This window comes from Rhizobacter sp. J219 (assembly GCF_024700055.1).
Taxonomy (GTDB): domain Bacteria; phylum Pseudomonadota; class Gammaproteobacteria; order Burkholderiales; family Burkholderiaceae_C; genus Rhizobacter.
The window spans coordinates 3108094-3123342 of the sequence record NZ_JAJOND010000001.1 but is presented as its reverse complement, the minus strand read 5'-3'; the positions used below and the strand labels follow the sequence as shown (position 1 = coordinate 3123342).

Genomic DNA, 15249 nt, shown 5'->3' with positions numbered 1-15249 from the left:
CCGCACCGACCTTGTGCCAAGGTGAGCGCTCATGAACAGTGCGCCCTCGCTGTCGCGTTCGGCTGCGCTGGGGGTGGCTGCAGCGCTGGCGCTGGGGGCGGCGGTGTCGCTCGGGCTCGCGCGCTTCTCGTATGCGCTGCTGCTGCCGCCGATGCGCGACGACCTGGCCTGGAGCTACCTCACCGCCGGCGCGATGAACACCGCCAACGCCGCCGGTTACCTGTTGGGTGCGTTGCTCATGCCGCGCGCACTGGCCTGCTGGGGGGCGCGGCCGCTGCTGATCGGCGGCAGCGCGTGTGCCGCGTTGCTGATGGCGGCGCACGGCCTCGCCCGCAGCGACGAGCTGCTCTACACGCTGCGCCTGCTGACCGGCGTGTCGAGTGCGGCGACCTTCGTCTCGGGTGGGCTGCTGGCCGCGCGTCTCGCGGGGGCGCCATCCGGCCTGGTGCTCGGCATCTACTACGGAGGCACCGGCGCCGGCATCATCGCCTCGGCCCTGCTCGTGCCGCCGCTGGTGGGCTTGCCCGATGGTCATGGTTGGCGCTGGGCCTGGGGCGCGCTCGGCGTCGTGGCCCTGGTGGCCACCGTGGTGGCCGCACGTGCGACGCGGGGCCTTGGCGCCGCCGTGGCCGCGGCCGCCAACGCGACGGAACGCTTCCGCTGGGCGAGCCTCGGCTTCGGCCTCGCGTCGTACTTCCTCTTCGGCCTCGGCTACATCGGCTACATGACCTTCGTGGTCACGCTGCTGCGCGAGCAGCAGATGAGCCATGGCTTCATCACCGTCTTCTACGGTGTGCTGGGCGTGGGCGTGATCGCGTCGTCGTTCGTGTGGGCGGGCCTGCTGCAGCGCCATCGCAGCGGGCGGCCGATGGCGGTGCTCAACGGCGTGCTCACGCTGGCCACCGTGCTGCCGGTGCTGAGCGTGCACCCGGCCGCGGTGCTGGTGTCGGGTGTGTTGTTCGGCGGTGTGTTCCTGTCGGTCGTCGCATCAACCACGGCGCTGGTGCGCCACAACCTCGCCGCCGCGGCGTGGCCGGCCGGCATCGCGGCGTTCACCATCGTGTTTGCCGCGGGCCAGATCGTGGGCCCGAGCCTCGTGGGCTGGCTGGCCGATGGGGCCGGCGGGCTGCGCATGGGCCTCGCCGTCTCGGCCGGCGTGCTCGCGCTTGGCGCGGTGTTGGCCTCATGCCAGCGGGCATTGGCGCGGCCGGAGCATCATCCACGACCATGAATCTGCCGTCTCCCGACCTGAAGACGCACCCTGCGCTGGCCGGCCTCGCCGTCTTCGAGCGCGGCTGGCTGTCGTCGAACAACGTGCTGATCCACGCGCAGGGTGACGAGCCCGGCGCCGTGCTGATCGACAGCGGGCATGTCTCGCACGCCGCGCAGACCGAGGCGCTGGTGCGCCATGCGCTGCAGGGCAAGCCGCTCGCACGCATCGTCAACACGCACCTGCACTCCGACCATTGCGGTGGCAACGCGACCCTGCAGCGCGCCTTCGGTGCGCAGGTGATCACGCCGCCCGGCCATGCCGAGGCCGTGCGGCGCTGGGACGAAGAAGTGCTGACCTATGCCCCCACCGGCCAGCGCTGCGAGCGCTTCGAATTGCATGGCACCTTGGCGCCCGGCGAGTCGCTGCACGTCGGCGGCCGGCGCTTCGAGGTGATCGCGGCGCCCGGGCACGACCCTGAGTCGGTGGTGCTGTTCGATGCCGCCACCGGCCTGCTGATCTCGGCCGATGCGTTGTGGGAAAACGGCTTCGGCGTCGTCTTCCCCGAGCTTGAAGGCGAGTCGGCCTTCGACGACGTGGCCGCCGTGCTCGACGTGATCGAGCGCCTGCCGGTGTCGATGGTGGTGCCGGGCCATGGGCGGCCGTTCACCGACCTGCCCGCTGCGCTGGCCCGTGCGCGCACCCGGCTCGGGGCGTTCGTTCAGGATCGTCAGCGACATGCACGGTATGCGGCCAAGGTCCTCATCAGCTTTCATCTGATGGAGGTGCGGGGCGAGACGCTCGCCGAGTTGAAGGACTGGGTGGGCCGCACGCGTTACTTTTCCAGCGTGTGGGAAGGTGCGGGCTGCCTCGAAGCGTCGGCGGCCGCCTGGAGCGAGGCGCTGGCGATGGAACTGGTGGCCAGCGGTGCGGCACGCCGTGTGGGCGAACGCATCGAACCGGCCTGAGCACAAACCCGCTGGAGGACCGAACATGATGAAACGACTTGCTGCTGCGCTCGTGCTGGTGTGCGGCCTCGCAGGGTGTGCCTCTCCAGACGGCTTCGTGGCCGCCGATCTGGAGCCGGGGCGCCTGCCGGCTCCCGACACCACGCTCGACATTGCCGGCCTCGGTCCCTGCACCGACAGCCCCGACCGCCGCGTGCGCATCGATGCGAGCCAGCCTGTGCATGTGCTCGTGCACGGCTGCTTCGGTTCCTCGGGGCAGTTCCGCGGGCTGGCCCAGGTGCTCGCGTTCCATGGCCAGCAGACCGCCTGCTTCACCTACGACGATCGCGCGAAGCTCGCTGACAGCGCGGCGCAGCTGCGCTCGGCCGTGACGCAACTTGCCAGCCAGTCGCAGTTGCCGCAGGTCACCGTGATCGGGCACAGCCAGGGCGCGCTGATCGCGCGCCGGGCACTCACTGACACGCTGGCCGAGCCGCTGCCGGCAAGACCTCTCGGACTGCGCCTGGTCACGGTGTCGGGCCCGTTCGCCGGCATCGAGGCGGCGCGGCCCTGCGGGCGCACCTGGCTGTATCCGCTGACGCTGGGTCTGCTGCCGCTGAGCTGCTATGTGACCACCGGGCCGAAGTGGGCGGACATCACGTTTTCGTCGCGCTTCATCCGCGAGCCTGGTCCGCTGTCGGCACCGGTGCGAGATCACCTGAAGATCGACACCGACGAGCGCGACACCTGCCGCCGCACGGAAGGCGGTCGCTGCGTGGAGAGCGACGACATCTTCACGCTCGACGAGCAGCGCCATCCGGCCGTCGACGGGGATCCGCGCACGAAGCGCGTGCTGGTGAACGCCGGCCACGTCGAGATCGTGGGCGACAAGCGCGAAGCACCGATGAAACTGCTCCACGTCCTGCAGGCCGAGGGGGTGTTGCGTCCGACGCCGCCCGACCGGGCCGCAGCCTTTGATCGCCTGCTGTCGCGCGTCTACCGCGATCCGTTGGGGCGCTGAGGCAGCACGGCTCAGCCTTCCAGGCGCAGGAAGCTGCGCAGGCGGGCGAGTTCGGCATCGAGCTCGCGCCTGAAGACGGCGTCGCGTGGCGCCTTCGTGGCGTAGCCGAGCGCATGCGTGAGGTGCGCGCCGGCCACCGACAGCGTGCCCCAGCCGATCACCCGGTCGCCCCACAGGAGGGGCAGCGCGTAGTAGCCGAGCTTGCGCTGCGCGGGGGGTGTGTAGGCCTCGAACTTGTACGTCCAACCCCACAGCAGCTCGAAGCGGCGCCGGTCCCACACGATCGGGTCGAAGGGCGCAAGCAGGCGTGCCGCGTCGTCGGGCGCGTGGCGGGCCGAGCGCGGGTTCTCGTCGGCCGGCCAGTACCAGGTGGTGCCGTCGATCTGCAGGCTGGCGAGGTGCTCGCGGGCCAGGCGCATCGCGGCCTGTGTCTGCGTCTTCAGGTGCGGTGCGCCGTAGCCGAGCAGGCGCGTGAGGTAGGTGAGGCTCGAGGCCGGCAGCGGCGCGTACTTGCGCACGATGAGCTCGATCAAGGCGGCGGCACGCAGCGTGCGGCCGGCGGGGCTGTCATCGCCTTGCGGATGGGTGGCCAGCTCGTAGATGCGCGTGCCGTTCTCGCGCCGCGCCACGCGAAGCAGACCGCGGTAGTGGATGCCGTCGAGCAGCTTGGTGCTCGCACTCGACGAACCGCCCCAGTAGTTGGTGATGCGGCCGTGCGCGAAATGTTCATCGACCTCGCGCGGGTGCACCTGGCCGCGTTCGCGCACGAAGGCGAGCACCTCGTCGGCCTGGCGCTTGGTGGTGGGCTTCCAGGGGTGCGCGGCCACGCGCGGGTGCATCAGCGCAAGGTGTTCGCGCGGCAGGAAGCCGTAGTTCACCAGGCAGTCTTCTTCGATCGCAAGCTTCGGGTAGCGCCGCTCCAGGTCGCCCGCCACGTAGCCCTTCACACGGTGGCGCAGCGTGAGGTCTTGTGCGCGCGCCGGCGCGCGGATCGGATCGGCCTGCACGAAGCCGAGCTTCTGGATCGCCCGCGCGAGCGTGGTGGGCGCAAAGAGCGTGCGGGCGACGGCGTAGCGGCGCAGGTCGTCGAGGGTGATCGTGGTGGGCATGCGAGTGATTCTGTGGCGGGGCGCGGTCGGATGTACAGGTCCGGAAACGGCGTGTCAGCAGGCTTGCAGCTTTCGACACTGCAGCCTCTTCAACACACATCGAGGCACACATGAAGGGATTGCAAGACAAGGTGGCACTGGTGACCGGCGCCAGCTCCGGCATCGGGCTCGCGACGGCCCGGCTCTTCGCCCGCGAGGGGGCGAAGCTGGTGCTGGCGGCGCGGCGCGGGGCGGAGTTGAACGCGCTGGTCGACCGCATCGTCACCGACGGCGGCGACGCGGTGGCGCTGGCCGGCGACGTGCGCGACGAGGCGTATGCGCAGGCGCTGGTCGAGCTCGCGACTCAGCGCCATGGCGGCCTCGACATCGCATTCAACAACGCCGGCACGCTGGGCGAGCTGGCGCCGATGCCACAGCTCACGCGTGAGAACTGGCAGCACACGCTCGACAGCAACCTCACGAGTGCCTTCCTCGGCGCGCGGCATCAGGTGCCGGCGATGCTCAAACGCGGCGGCGGCTCGCTCATCTTCACCTCGAGTTTCGTGGGCCACAGCGTCGGCTTTCCCGGCATGGCGGCGTATGCGGCGGCCAAGGCCGGGCTGATCGCGCTGGCGCAGGTCACGGCGGCCGAGTTCGGGGCCCAGCGCATCCGCGCCAATGCGCTGCTGCCCGGCGGCACCGACACGCCGATGGCGGCGCCCCTCGTCGGCACGCCGGAAGGGCGCGCGGCGCTGTCGAGCCTCTTTGCGCTCAAGCGCATCGCGACGCCGGATGAGATCGCGCAGGCGGCGCTTTTCCTCGCGAGCGACGCGTCGTCGTTCGTGACCGGCACCGCGTTGCTGGTGGATGGTGGGGTGTCGATCAACCGCAGCTGAGGGGGTGTTCGAAACTCTTTGCTTTACTTTTCGTAGCGATGTGGCTAGAGTTTGCTATGAAAACTGAAGCAAGGAGATTCCAGTGGACGCCACGCCTGCCCGCATTGCCCCCGCGATGCCCCCGTTCCCGCCCGACATCCAGAGGCCGATCGACCTCATCATGCCGCCGGGGGTGCCGCCCCTCGTGCTCTTCACCACGCTGGCACGCGATCCGCGGCTCTTCGGCAAGTTCTTCGCTGCCAGCCTGCTCGACCGCGGCCACCTCACGCTGCGCCAGCGCGAGCTGGTGATCCACCGCACCACGGCGCTCTGCGGCTCGGAATATGAGTGGGGTGTGCACGTGCGCGGCTTTGCCGCGAAGGCAGGGCTCGATGCGGCCCAGCTGGCCTCCACCGTCCACGGCACGGCCACCGATGCGTGCTGGAGCGACGAAGACCGGGTGCTGATCCGGCTGTGCGATGCGCTGCACCGCAACTGCGATGTCGACGACACGCTGTGGGCCGAGCTGTCGGCGCGCTTCAGCGAGCCGGCGTGCATCGAGCTGCTGATGCTCGCCGGCTTCTACCGCACCGTGGCCTACCTCACGAATGGCCTGCGCCTGCCGCTCGAAACGATGGCTGCGCGTTTCCCCGCCGCAGCGTAGCCCTCCCATGTTCTGAGGAGGCGAATCCACGCCGGGCGGCGGGGGCTCGTGAGAACATCCGCCCGTCATGGACCCCATCACCGTTGCCCTCGTCGAAGACGATGCCCGCGTGCGCGAACGCTTCCAGCGTGTCATCGCCGCCGAGCCCACGCTGCGCCTGCTGCACGCGGCCGGCACGGCGCAGGAGCTGCTGGTCTGGTTCGCCGAAAACGCAGTCGACGTGCTGCTCGTCGACCTGGGCCTGCCCGACACTCCCGGTCTCGAAGTGATCCGCCAGGCGCGGCGCATGCAGCCCGCGTGCGCGGTGATGGTGATCACGATGTTTGCCGATGAGGCCAACATGCTGCAGGCCTTCGAAGCCGGTGCCGGCGGCTACCTGCTGAAAGACGGCACCGAGGCCGATCTGGCGGCTCATGTGCTGAGCCTGCACGGCGGCGGCTCGCCGATGTCGCCCATCATCGCGCGCCAGCTGCTCGTGCGCTGGCAGGCCAGCGCGCCGCCGTCGCCCAGTGCGCCGCGGGTCGGCGGGCCGGTGGCGTTGTCCAAGCGCGAATCGGAAGTGCTGGACCTCATCGCCCGCGGCTTCATCTACCCTGAGATCGCGCAGCAGATGGGGCTGTCGGTCAGCACCATCCAGACCCACGTGCGCAACATCTACGGCAAGCTCGACGTGCACAACAAGACCGAAGCCGTGTTCGAGGCGCGGCAGCTGGGACTCTTGCGCAACTGATGGTCCGCGCCTTGCTCGCGTGGCTGGGCGTGTGCCTGGCACTGTGCGCCGCACCGGCCACGGCGGCCGATGCGGTGATCACGCTGGAGCGCGCGCAAGCCACCTTGCGTCCCGATGGGCTGCCGGCGCGCGAAGGCGAAGTCGACCTCGCCCGCCGCTGGGACATCGACTTCCCCGGCCGCGATGGCAGCGCGACCTACCGCATCGCGTTGCCGCCGCGCAGCCATGACGAGCCGATGGCCTTGCTCTTCTCGCGCGTGGGCAACCAGGTGCTGGTGCAGGTCAACGGCGTCACCGTGCAGCGCCTGGGCACGCTGGGTGATCCGGTCTTCAATGCCGCGAAGACGGCCTATCTCGTCAGCGTGCCGGCTTCCCTGCTGCATGCGGATCGGCCCAACGAACTGCGGGTCGACGTGACCATCCAGCGCCAGCGCTGGGGCGGGCTGTCGCTCGTGCTCTATGGCACGCAGGCCGAGGTGGAGCCGATGTACGCCGAGCAGCGGCGATGGCGGCATTTCTCGTCGGTGATCTTCGCGGTGAGCCTCACCGTGATGGGCGGATTGGCCGGCGTGTTGTGGTGGCGCCAGCGTGACGCGCTGTACGGGTGTTTCAGTGCTGCGGCCTTCCTCGGCGTGGTGCGCAACCTCGACCAGGTCTGGCCCGATGTGCCGGTGATGTGGCCGCTGTGGGGCGCGATCGCGGCGGTGGCGTATGCCTGCCATCTCGCGCTCATCTGCCGCTTCGCGCTGTTGGCCCTGGGCACGGCGCCCGCATGGACGGGGCGCGCGATCTACATCGCGATGGGGCTTTCGTCGGCGCTGGCGATCGCTTCGTTCGCGTTGGCCATGCCGATGCTGTGGACGGCGGGTCTGGCGGTGCTGGTGCCGGTGGGCTTGACCACGCTTGCATTGATCGTGCGCGCGGCGATCCAGGGGCGGGGGCGTTTCGGCTGGCTGCTGGTCTGCGCGGCCGCCATCGCGGTGGGGGCGGGCATCTACGACCTGAGCTTCGTGCGCTTCAGCCACTCGACCGGCCTGCGCAACAACTTCACGCCGCACGCGATCTTTCTCTTCGTGCTCATCATGGCGGGGCTGGTGGCCGAGCGCTACAGCCGCTCGGTGGCCGACTACCGCGCGCTCAACGCCAACCTCGCGCAGCGGGTGGCTGAGCGTGAGCAGCAGCTGCACCAGGCTTTCGGTGACCTGCAGAAACAGCAGCAGGAGCAGGCGGTGCTCACCGAGCGCCAGCGCATCATGCGAGAGATCCACGATGGCGTGGGCTCGCAGCTGGTGGGCCTCTTGAGCATGGTCGGCCAGCGCAACACCGACCCGCAGGTGCTCGAAGAGCATGTGAAGCAGGCCCTCGACGAGATGCGCATGGCGGTCGACTCGCTGCAGCCGGTGCACGGCGATCTGGTGGCGGTGCTGGCGACGCTGCGCTATCGCCTGCAGCCGCGCCTGGCCGCGGCGGGTGTGCAGGTGCGCTGGGACGTGTCGCAACTGCCGACCTTGCCGCAGCTCTCGCCGCAGTCGGTGCTGCAGGTGCAGCGCATCCTGCTCGAAGGCTTCACCAACGTGCTCAAGCATGCACGCGCCACCGAGGTGGCCGTTCAAGCCCAGCTGGTCGGCAGCGACGGCGACGCGGTGATCGAACTCTCGCTCATCGACAACGGCGTGGGCCTGCCCGCGCAGCGGAGGGCGCCGGGCACGGCGTGTCCAACATGCAATCGCGGGCGGCGAGCATCGGCGCGTCGCTGCGCGTCGAGCCCGGAGCGGAAGGCGGAACGGCGGTGGTGTTGCACTGGCCCGTGCAGGCGGCGGGCAAGGCCTGAAGGGCTTGCAGCGACGCGGCCCTGGCGAAGCCCAGCGAGGACTTGCCGGTATCGGCCGACAAGCCCTCGCCGCTTCCCCCCTACCTCGCACTCACAACGCCCGCATCGGATGACCCCTCGTGTGGGCCAATCTCGAGCTGCCTTGTGCGTGCCTCCCTTGCACTTTCGACTTGCGTGACAGCGATGTATCGAGGGGCATCCTAAGGACGCTGGCCTCAGCGGTCTTGAACGTTTCGGCCTGCCCCGCTCGGCGGTGCACTGCGTCCGATGAGCGGTACCTGCATAGGCACGGCCGGTGTGAAGCGGCCATAGCGCCGGAACTCTCGGTTCATGTGGGCCTGGTCGCTGTAGCCGGCTTCGGCCGCCACCACGCTCGGACGTGCGCCTGGCTCGCGCATCAGCATCATGGCGCGGTGAAACCGCACGATGCTCGCGAGGCTGCGCAAGGGCACGCCCACGGCTTGCAGCACCTCGCGGCGCAGGGCCCGTTCGGAGACCCCGAGCTGTCGGCACAGAAGCTTGAGGTCGGGCCTCTCGGGCGCGCTGCGCAAGAGGCGCACCGCTTCTGCCGCGAGCAATTGGCCGGGTGTGATGCGCGAGGCCTGCAGCAGCTCGTGTGCGGTCGACACCAGCGTGCGCTTCAGTTCCGAAAGTGACCGACAGCGCTTCAACTGCTCGGCATGCTGCGGCAGCAATGTGTCGGCCTCTTCGTGCAGAAGTTCACGATCGCGCAGCAGCTTGGGCGAGACGCCGAGGCAGGCGCTCGCCCATCCAAGCTTGAAGCGCAGGCCCATCAGGCCGGTGCCGGCCCGCGCTGGCACCTCGCGCACATGGAGCGTCGGCCCTGCGATCACGAGTCGGACGCGCGAGATGCTCTGGAGGTCGTCTTCGAGGTGGAAGCGCGCCACGATGTCGGTGCGGCCGTCGGGCAGCACGCGCTGCAGGTCCGGGCCGCTGGCCACGAAGAGCCACAGGGCCTCCACACGTTCGGCATCGAGGCCGTCGAGCGGCAACTCGCTGTAGGGAATCAGGGGAGGCTTCGGCACGGGACGCTCGCGAGACTGCCGCAAAAGTGTATGGACGTGCTTTGCGAGGGCCCATCCCCCTTGCTGGGGTAAGCGTTGCGCTGCGCCGCAAAGAAAAGGGCCGCGTGAGCGGCCCCTTGCTTTCGGTCGGCCGGAGAGATTACTTGAGGCCCGCCGCTGCACGCAGCGCGGCCGCCTTGTCGGTCTTCTCCCACGAGAATTCAGGCTCTTCGCGGCCGAAGTGGCCGTAGGCGGCGGTCTTCTCGTAGATCGGACGCAGCAGGTCCAGCATCTGGATGATGCCCTTCGGGCGCAGGTCGAAGTGCTCGTTGACGAGCGCCGCGATCTTCTCGTCGGGAATCACGCCGGTGCCTTCGGTGTAGACCGTCACGTTCATCGGCTTGGCCACGCCGATGGCGTAGGCGACCTGGATCTGGCACTGCTTGGCCAGGCCGGCCTTGACGATGTTCTTCGCCACGTAGCGGGCGGCGTAGGCGGCCGAGCGGTCGACCTTCGACGGGTCCTTGCCCGAGAACGCGCCACCACCGTGCGGGCAGGCGCCGCCGTAGGTGTCGACGATGATCTTGCGACCGGTCAGGCCGCAGTCGCCCTGCGGGCCGCCGATGACGAAACGGCCGGTCGGGTTGATCAGGTAGCGGGTTTCCTTCAGCCACTCCTTGGGCAGCACCGGCTTGATGATCTCTTCGATGATGGCTTCGGTGAACGAAGCCTTCATCTTGGTCGTGGTTTCGCTCTGGTCGGGCGAGTGCTGGGTGGAGAGCACCACGGTGTCGATGCTGTGCGGCTTGCCGTCGACATAGCGCATCGTGACCTGGCTCTTGGCGTCGGGGCGCAGGAAGGGCAGTCGGCCGTCCTTGCGCAGCTGGGCCTGGCGCTCGACGAGGCGGTGGGCGTAGTAGATCGGCGCGGGCATCAGCTCGGGCGTCTCGTCGCAGGCGTAGCCGAACATCAGGCCCTGGTCGCCAGCGCCGATGTTGAGGTGGTCGTCGGAGGCGTGGTCGACGCCCTGGGCGATGTCGTTGGACTGCTTGTCGTAGCAGACCATCACCGCGCAGCCCTTGTAGTCGATGCCGTACTCGGTGTTGTCGTAGCCGATGCGCTTGATGGTGTCGCGTGCGACCTGGATGTAGTCGACGTGCGCGTTGGTGGTGATCTCGCCGGCCAGCACCACGAGGCCGGTGTTGGTCAGCGTCTCGGCGGCCACGCGCGAGCGCGGGTCCTGCTTGAAGATGGCGTCGAGGATGGCGTCGGAAATCTGGTCGGCCACCTTGTCGGGGTGGCCTTCAGAGACGGATTCCGAGGTGAAGAGGAAATCGTTGGACACTCTTTAAACTCCAGTAGGTTGCACACATTGCGTTGCCGGCCTAGTGGGTTCAGAGAGCGGCGAACGCTTTAGCAGAATTTTTTGAATCGCCCCGCAAGTAGTTCAGTAACTCGGCGATTGGCGCTGATTATAAGAAGCAGATGCTCACGCTCTTCCACTGGTTTGCGGGGCTGCCCCTCGCATTGCTTCACGCCCTGGGCGCATTTCTGGGCTGGGTCACCTATCTCCTGTCGCCGACCTATAGGCGCCGCATGGTGGCCAATGCGGCGCAGGCGGGTCTGCGCCCGGCGCAATGGAAGCCTGCCATTGCCTCGGCCGGGCGCATGGTCATGGAACTGCCTTATCTGTGGATGCGCAAACCCGATGAACCGATCCTGCCGCGGGTGCGCTTCGAGGGCGAGGCCTTGCTGGCCGCCGCACTGGGCCGCGGCAACGGGGTGCTGCTGCTGACGCCGCACATGGGCTGTTTCGAGGTGGCGGCGCAGGCGATTGCCGAACGTTTCGGGGCCGTCCAGCCCATCACGGTGCTCTACCGGCCGGCGCGCCAGCCCTGGCTGCGCGACTTGGTGCGCACCTCGCGCGAGCGGCCTCGGCTGCACGCGGCGCCGGCCTCGCTGGCGGGTGTGCGCCAGATGATTCGCGCCTTGCGCAAGGGCGAGATGGTCGGCCTGCTGCCCGACCAGGTGCCGCCCGAGGGCATGGGCGTCTGGGCGCCGTTCTTCGGGCGTGAGGCCTACACGATGACGCTCGCCACTCGCCTGGTGCAGCAGACCGGTGCCGAACTGCTGTTGACCTGGGTCGAGCGGCTGCCGCGTGGCGGCGGCTACGTGCAGCGCTTTTTCCCATTCCCCGAACCGCTGCCGACCGACGGCACGGCGGCGGCGATCGCGATCAACCGGGCGATGGAAGGGCTGATCCGCCAGTGCCCGCAGCAATACCTGTGGGGCTACCACCGCTACAAATCGCCGCGGGCGCAGGCCGGGCCTGACGAGGTGGCGCCATGAGCACCCGTGCCGAAACCTTCGGCGCCCGGCTGTTGCTGGGCGTGATGTGGTGCCTGCACCTGCTGCCGCTGCCGGTGCTCGCGGCGGTGGGCAACGGCACCGGCCGCCTGCTCTATCTGCTGGCCGGGGCGCGTCGCAAGGTGGCGCTGCGCAACCTGGAGCTGTGCTTTCCCGAGATGTCGGCTGCGGCACGCGAGCGCCTCGCCCGAGAACACTTCCGCTGGCTCGGCCGCAGCATCCTCGAGCGCAGCCTGTTGTGGTTTGCGCCCGCCGAGCGGCTCCGGTCGATGATCCACGTCGAAGGCGACGTCAAGCTCGCCGAGCGCAGCGCGCGGCCGGTGATGTGGCTGGTGCCGCACTTCATGGGGCTCGACGTGGCCGGGGTCGCGGTGCTGCTGTTCCAGGACCAGTACGCCTGCTCGATGTACCAGGCGCAGAGCAACCCGGTGATGGACGACATCATCCGCAAGGGCCGGCTGCGCTTTGGCGACAAGGCCGAGATCTTCCCGCGCAGCGACAAGGCGCTGCCGCTGATCCGCGCCATCCGCAAGGGCCACGCGTTCTTCAACCTGCCCGACATGGATTTCGGCGAGCGCGATGCCGCCTTCGTGCCCTTTTTCGGCGTGCCAGCCGCCACGCTGCTGGCCCCGTCGCGCATGGCGCGTGCGCTCGACATGGTGGTGCAGCCGGTGGTGGCTGAGATGCTGCCGGGCGGGCAGGGCTACAAGGTCCGCTTCGGCGAGCCGCTCCAGAACTTCCCGACCGATGACGCCGTGGCCGACACCGCGGAGATGAACCGCTGGATCGAAAGCGAGATCCGCCGCAACCCGGCGCAGTACCTCTGGGTGCACAAGCGCTTCAAGACCCGGCCGGCAGGCGAGCCCAGTCTTTACTGAGCGGCCGGAGGGTCCGGCGCCGGGCCGCCCCAAGCCGGACGGCGCCCCTTGGGGGCAGGAGTGAAACGACTGGGGGGCGATAATCCGCGCCATGCAACTCCGGTTCACCAAGATGCAAGGCGCGGGCAACGACTTCGTCGTGCTCGACGCCACGCAGCAGCCGCTCGACCTGACGCCCGAGCAATACCGCCAGCTCGGCGATCGTCGCTTCGGTGTAGGTGCCGACCAGATCCTCGTCGTGGAGAAGAGCCGCACGCCGGGTGTGGACTTTCGCTACCGCATCTTCAACGGCGGCAGCGGCGATGAAGTGGAGCAGTGCGGCAACGGCGCGCGCTGCTTCGTGCGCTTCGTGCGCGACCGCGGCCTCACCGACAAGAAGGTGATCCGCGTCGACACCATGAACACGCTGCTCGAGCTGCGTCTGCAGGATGACGGCCGCGTGACCGTCGACATGGGGCCGCCGGTCTTCGACCACGCGCAGATCCCGTTCGACCCGCAAGGCGCGACCCCGCGCCGGCAAGGCGACTTCGAACTCTGGCCGCTCGACGTGGGCGACGGGGTGATCGACGAAGTGGCCGTGCTCTCGATGGGCAACCCGCACGCCGTGCAGGTGGTCGACAGCGTCGACCACGCGCCGGTCGAAGTGCACGGCCCGCTGATCGAGGCCGACCCGCATTTCCCGCGCAAGGTCAACGCCGGCTTCATGCAGGTCGTGAGCCGAAGCCACATTCGCCTGCGCGTCTACGAGCGTGGGGCCGGCGAGACGCTCGCCTGCGGCACTGGTGCCTGTGCCGCGGTGGTGGCCGGCATCCGCCTCGGCTTGCTCGATGCGCGTGTCGAGGTCGATGCCCGTGGTGGCCGCCTCACGATCGAGTGGCAGGGGGGGCGTTCGCCTGTGCTGATGACAGGCCCGGCCGTGACCGTTTTCGAAGGAGAAATTTCGCTGTGAGCATTCAAGGCATCACCGAGCAGGACATCGCCAACTACCTCGCCAACACGCCGGGGTTCTTTGAGCGGCATGCCGAGCTGCTCGCGTCCATCCAGATCATGAGCCCGCATGGGCAGCGCGCCGTCTCGCTGCAGGAGCGGCAGATGGAAATGCTGCGCGAGAAGCACAAGGGCCTGGAGCAGCGCATCGTCGAGATGATCCGCCATGGCCAGGAAAACGTGACCATCGCCGACAAGCTGCACAAATGGACGCGCGCCATCATGCTCACGCAAAACCCGGGCGACCTGCCCGGCGTGCTGGTGAGCGAGCTGAAGCACCAGTTCATGATCCCGCAGGCTGCCATCCGCGTGTGGGGCGCGGCCGAGGCCTTCAGCATGCTCGGCTTCGCCAAGCCGGTGAGCGAGGATGCGCGCAGTTTTGCGTCGAGCCTGAGCCTGCCGTACTGCGGCGTCAACGCCGGCTTCGAGGCGGCCTCGTGGCTCGAAGACCCGCGCTCGGTGGCCTCGATGGCGCTGATCCCGCTGCATCACGGCGGCGCGCCGGAGGCCTTCGGCCTGCTGGTGCTGGCCTCGCCGGACCCCACGCGCTACAGCGCCGACATGGGCACCGAGTTCCTCGTGCGCATCGGCGAGATCGCGAGCGCCGGCTTGGCGCGGCTGCTGCCGGTCGTGTAGCGGCCCATGCACGACGCAGCAAGTCTTGGCGAGGACCTGCGTCGGCACCTCGTTCACCTGGAAGTCGAGCGCCGGCTGGCCCAGCGCACGCTCACGCTCTACCGCGACGCGCTGCAGCGCCTGCAGGCGTTTTCCGCCGAGGCCAGGCTCGCTTCACCACGTGTCGCGCAAGTGCATCATGTGCGCCGCTGGGCGGCCCAGCTGCATGCACAGGGGCTGGCCTCGCGCAGCATTGCGCTCGTGCTCTCGGCCTGGCGGGGCTACTACCGCTGGGCGGGGCGCGAGGGGCTTGTCGCGCTGAACCCGGTGGAGGGCGTGCGAGCGCCCAAAGCTGCGAAGCCCTTGCCGAAGGCCTTGTCGGTGGACCACGCTGTGGCCCTGGCTGAGCAAACCGACGAACACGGCGACCCCGCGCTGGCCGCACGCGATCACTGCATCGTGGAGCTGCTATACGGCTGTGGCCTGCGCGTTGGCGAACTGGTAGGTCTTGATGTGCAGCCGAGCGCCGCGGCCGCAGGCTGGATCGATGCAGCCGATGCCGCGGCCCACGTGCTCGGCAAGGGCAGCAAGCGGCGCAGCGTGCCGGTTGGCGGACCGGCGCTCATCGCCTTGCGGGCGTGGCTCGATCAACGAAGCACGATGGCCGCGCAGGGCGAGCCGGCCCTCTTCGTCAGTCAGCGCGGCACCCGCCTCACCGCGAGCCAGGTGCGGTCGCGATTGAAGACGCGTGCCTTGCAGGCCGGCCTGCCAACCCACGTGCACCCCCACATGCTGCGACATTCGTTCGCCTCGCACCTGCTGCAGTCCAGCGGCGACCTGCGTGCGGTTCAGGAGCTGCTGGGCCACGCCAACATCACGACGACCCAGGTCTACACCAAGCTCGACTTCCAGCACCTGGCGAAGGTCTACGACGCTGCTCACCCAAGGGCGAAGAAGCGCTAGCTCCTTATCCGTTTCGTTGCCCTCAGACGCTTGCGCACTTGTATTTAC

At 68.9% G+C, this 15249-nt stretch carries 15 protein-coding genes; 12 read left to right on the top strand and 3 right to left on the bottom strand.

Translation table 11 applies throughout. From position 1 onward, the window contains the following. Positions 1-31 precede the first annotated feature (31 nt). Genes LRS03_RS14430 through LRS03_RS14420 form a run of 3 tightly spaced genes read left to right on the top strand, consistent with a single transcriptional unit; the run spans position 32 to position 3178 of the window. On the top strand, positions 32-1231 hold the full coding sequence (locus LRS03_RS14430; protein WP_257826234.1) for a YbfB/YjiJ family MFS transporter: 1200 nt from the start codon (positions 32-34) through the stop codon (positions 1229-1231). Next, on the top strand, positions 1228-2178 hold the full coding sequence (locus LRS03_RS14425; RefSeq protein ID WP_257826233.1) for an MBL fold metallo-hydrolase: 951 nt from the start codon (positions 1228-1230) through the stop codon (positions 2176-2178). The genes LRS03_RS14430 and LRS03_RS14425 overlap by 4 nt, the downstream gene beginning before the upstream one ends. A gap of 25 nt (positions 2179-2203) precedes the next feature. Beyond that, positions 2204-3178 carry an esterase/lipase family protein gene (locus tag LRS03_RS14420; RefSeq protein WP_257826232.1) on the top strand — a complete coding sequence of 325 codons (975 nt, stop codon included), beginning with the start codon at positions 2204-2206 and terminating at the stop codon, positions 3176-3178. A gap of 11 nt (positions 3179-3189) precedes the next feature. On the opposite strand, the gene LRS03_RS14415 is transcribed toward LRS03_RS14420, so the two are convergent. Beyond that, positions 3190-4287 carry a DNA glycosylase AlkZ-like family protein gene (locus tag LRS03_RS14415; protein WP_257826231.1) on the bottom strand — a complete coding sequence of 366 codons (1098 nt, stop codon included), beginning with the start codon at positions 4285-4287 and terminating at the stop codon, positions 3190-3192. A gap of 110 nt (positions 4288-4397) precedes the next feature. Here LRS03_RS14415 and LRS03_RS14410 point away from each other — a divergent pair, with 110 nt between their 5' ends. The 4 genes from LRS03_RS14410 to LRS03_RS14395 all read left to right on the top strand — a co-directional run bounded on the left by LRS03_RS14410 (position 4398) and on the right by LRS03_RS14395 (position 8544). After that, complete coding sequence (locus LRS03_RS14410) at positions 4398-5162, top strand: SDR family oxidoreductase (RefSeq protein ID WP_257826229.1); 765 nt, start codon at positions 4398-4400, stop codon at positions 5160-5162. Between the two features lie 82 nt (positions 5163-5244). Further along, a complete protein-coding gene (locus tag LRS03_RS14405; protein ID WP_257826227.1) occupies positions 5245-5805 on the top strand; it encodes a carboxymuconolactone decarboxylase family protein in 561 nt (186 codons plus the stop codon). A gap of 67 nt (positions 5806-5872) precedes the next feature. After that, the gene (locus LRS03_RS14400; protein ID WP_257826225.1) at positions 5873-6535 is read left to right on the top strand and encodes a response regulator transcription factor; all 663 of its coding nucleotides are present in this window, start codon (positions 5873-5875) and stop codon (positions 6533-6535) included. Further along, positions 6535-8544 carry a sensor histidine kinase gene (locus tag LRS03_RS14395; protein WP_257826224.1) on the top strand — a complete coding sequence of 670 codons (2010 nt, stop codon included), beginning with the start codon at positions 6535-6537 and terminating at the stop codon, positions 8542-8544. The genes LRS03_RS14400 and LRS03_RS14395 overlap by 1 nt, the downstream gene beginning before the upstream one ends. A 37-nt stretch (positions 8545-8581) precedes the next feature. On the opposite strand, the gene LRS03_RS14390 is transcribed toward LRS03_RS14395, so the two are convergent. Both LRS03_RS14390 and metK read right to left on the bottom strand, forming a co-directional pair. Continuing rightward, positions 8582-9412, bottom strand: a complete 831-nt coding sequence (locus LRS03_RS14390) for an AraC family transcriptional regulator (protein ID WP_257826223.1) — start codon at positions 9410-9412, stop codon at positions 8582-8584. 139 nt (positions 9413-9551) lie between these two features. Further along, the gene (gene metK / locus LRS03_RS14385) at positions 9552-10736 is read right to left on the bottom strand and encodes a methionine adenosyltransferase (RefSeq protein ID WP_257826221.1); all 1185 of its coding nucleotides are present in this window, start codon (positions 10734-10736) and stop codon (positions 9552-9554) included. Between the two features lie 140 nt (positions 10737-10876). Between metK and LRS03_RS14380 the strand changes: the two genes are divergently transcribed. From LRS03_RS14380 to xerC, 5 genes are all read left to right on the top strand, one after another. After that, positions 10877-11740 (top strand): lysophospholipid acyltransferase family protein, encoded by an 864-nt coding sequence (locus tag LRS03_RS14380; protein ID WP_257826219.1) that lies wholly within the window; start codon positions 10877-10879, stop codon positions 11738-11740. Then, positions 11737-12636 (top strand): LpxL/LpxP family acyltransferase, encoded by a 900-nt coding sequence (locus LRS03_RS14375; RefSeq protein WP_257826216.1) that lies wholly within the window; start codon positions 11737-11739, stop codon positions 12634-12636. The genes LRS03_RS14380 and LRS03_RS14375 overlap by 4 nt, the downstream gene beginning before the upstream one ends. 91 nt (positions 12637-12727) lie before the next feature. Next, positions 12728-13585, top strand: a complete 858-nt coding sequence (dapF, locus tag LRS03_RS14370) for a diaminopimelate epimerase (RefSeq protein ID WP_257826215.1) — start codon at positions 12728-12730, stop codon at positions 13583-13585. Beyond that, positions 13582-14259: a DUF484 family protein gene (locus LRS03_RS14365; RefSeq protein ID WP_257826214.1), complete on the top strand. Its 678-nt coding sequence runs from the start codon at positions 13582-13584 to the stop codon at positions 14257-14259. Before dapF ends, LRS03_RS14365 begins: the two co-directional genes overlap by 4 nt. Positions 14260-14265: 6 nt before the next feature. Beyond that, positions 14266-15201, top strand: coding sequence for a tyrosine recombinase XerC (gene xerC, locus LRS03_RS14360; protein WP_257826213.1), 936 nt, complete (start codon positions 14266-14268; stop codon positions 15199-15201). Positions 15202-15249 lie beyond the last annotated feature (48 nt).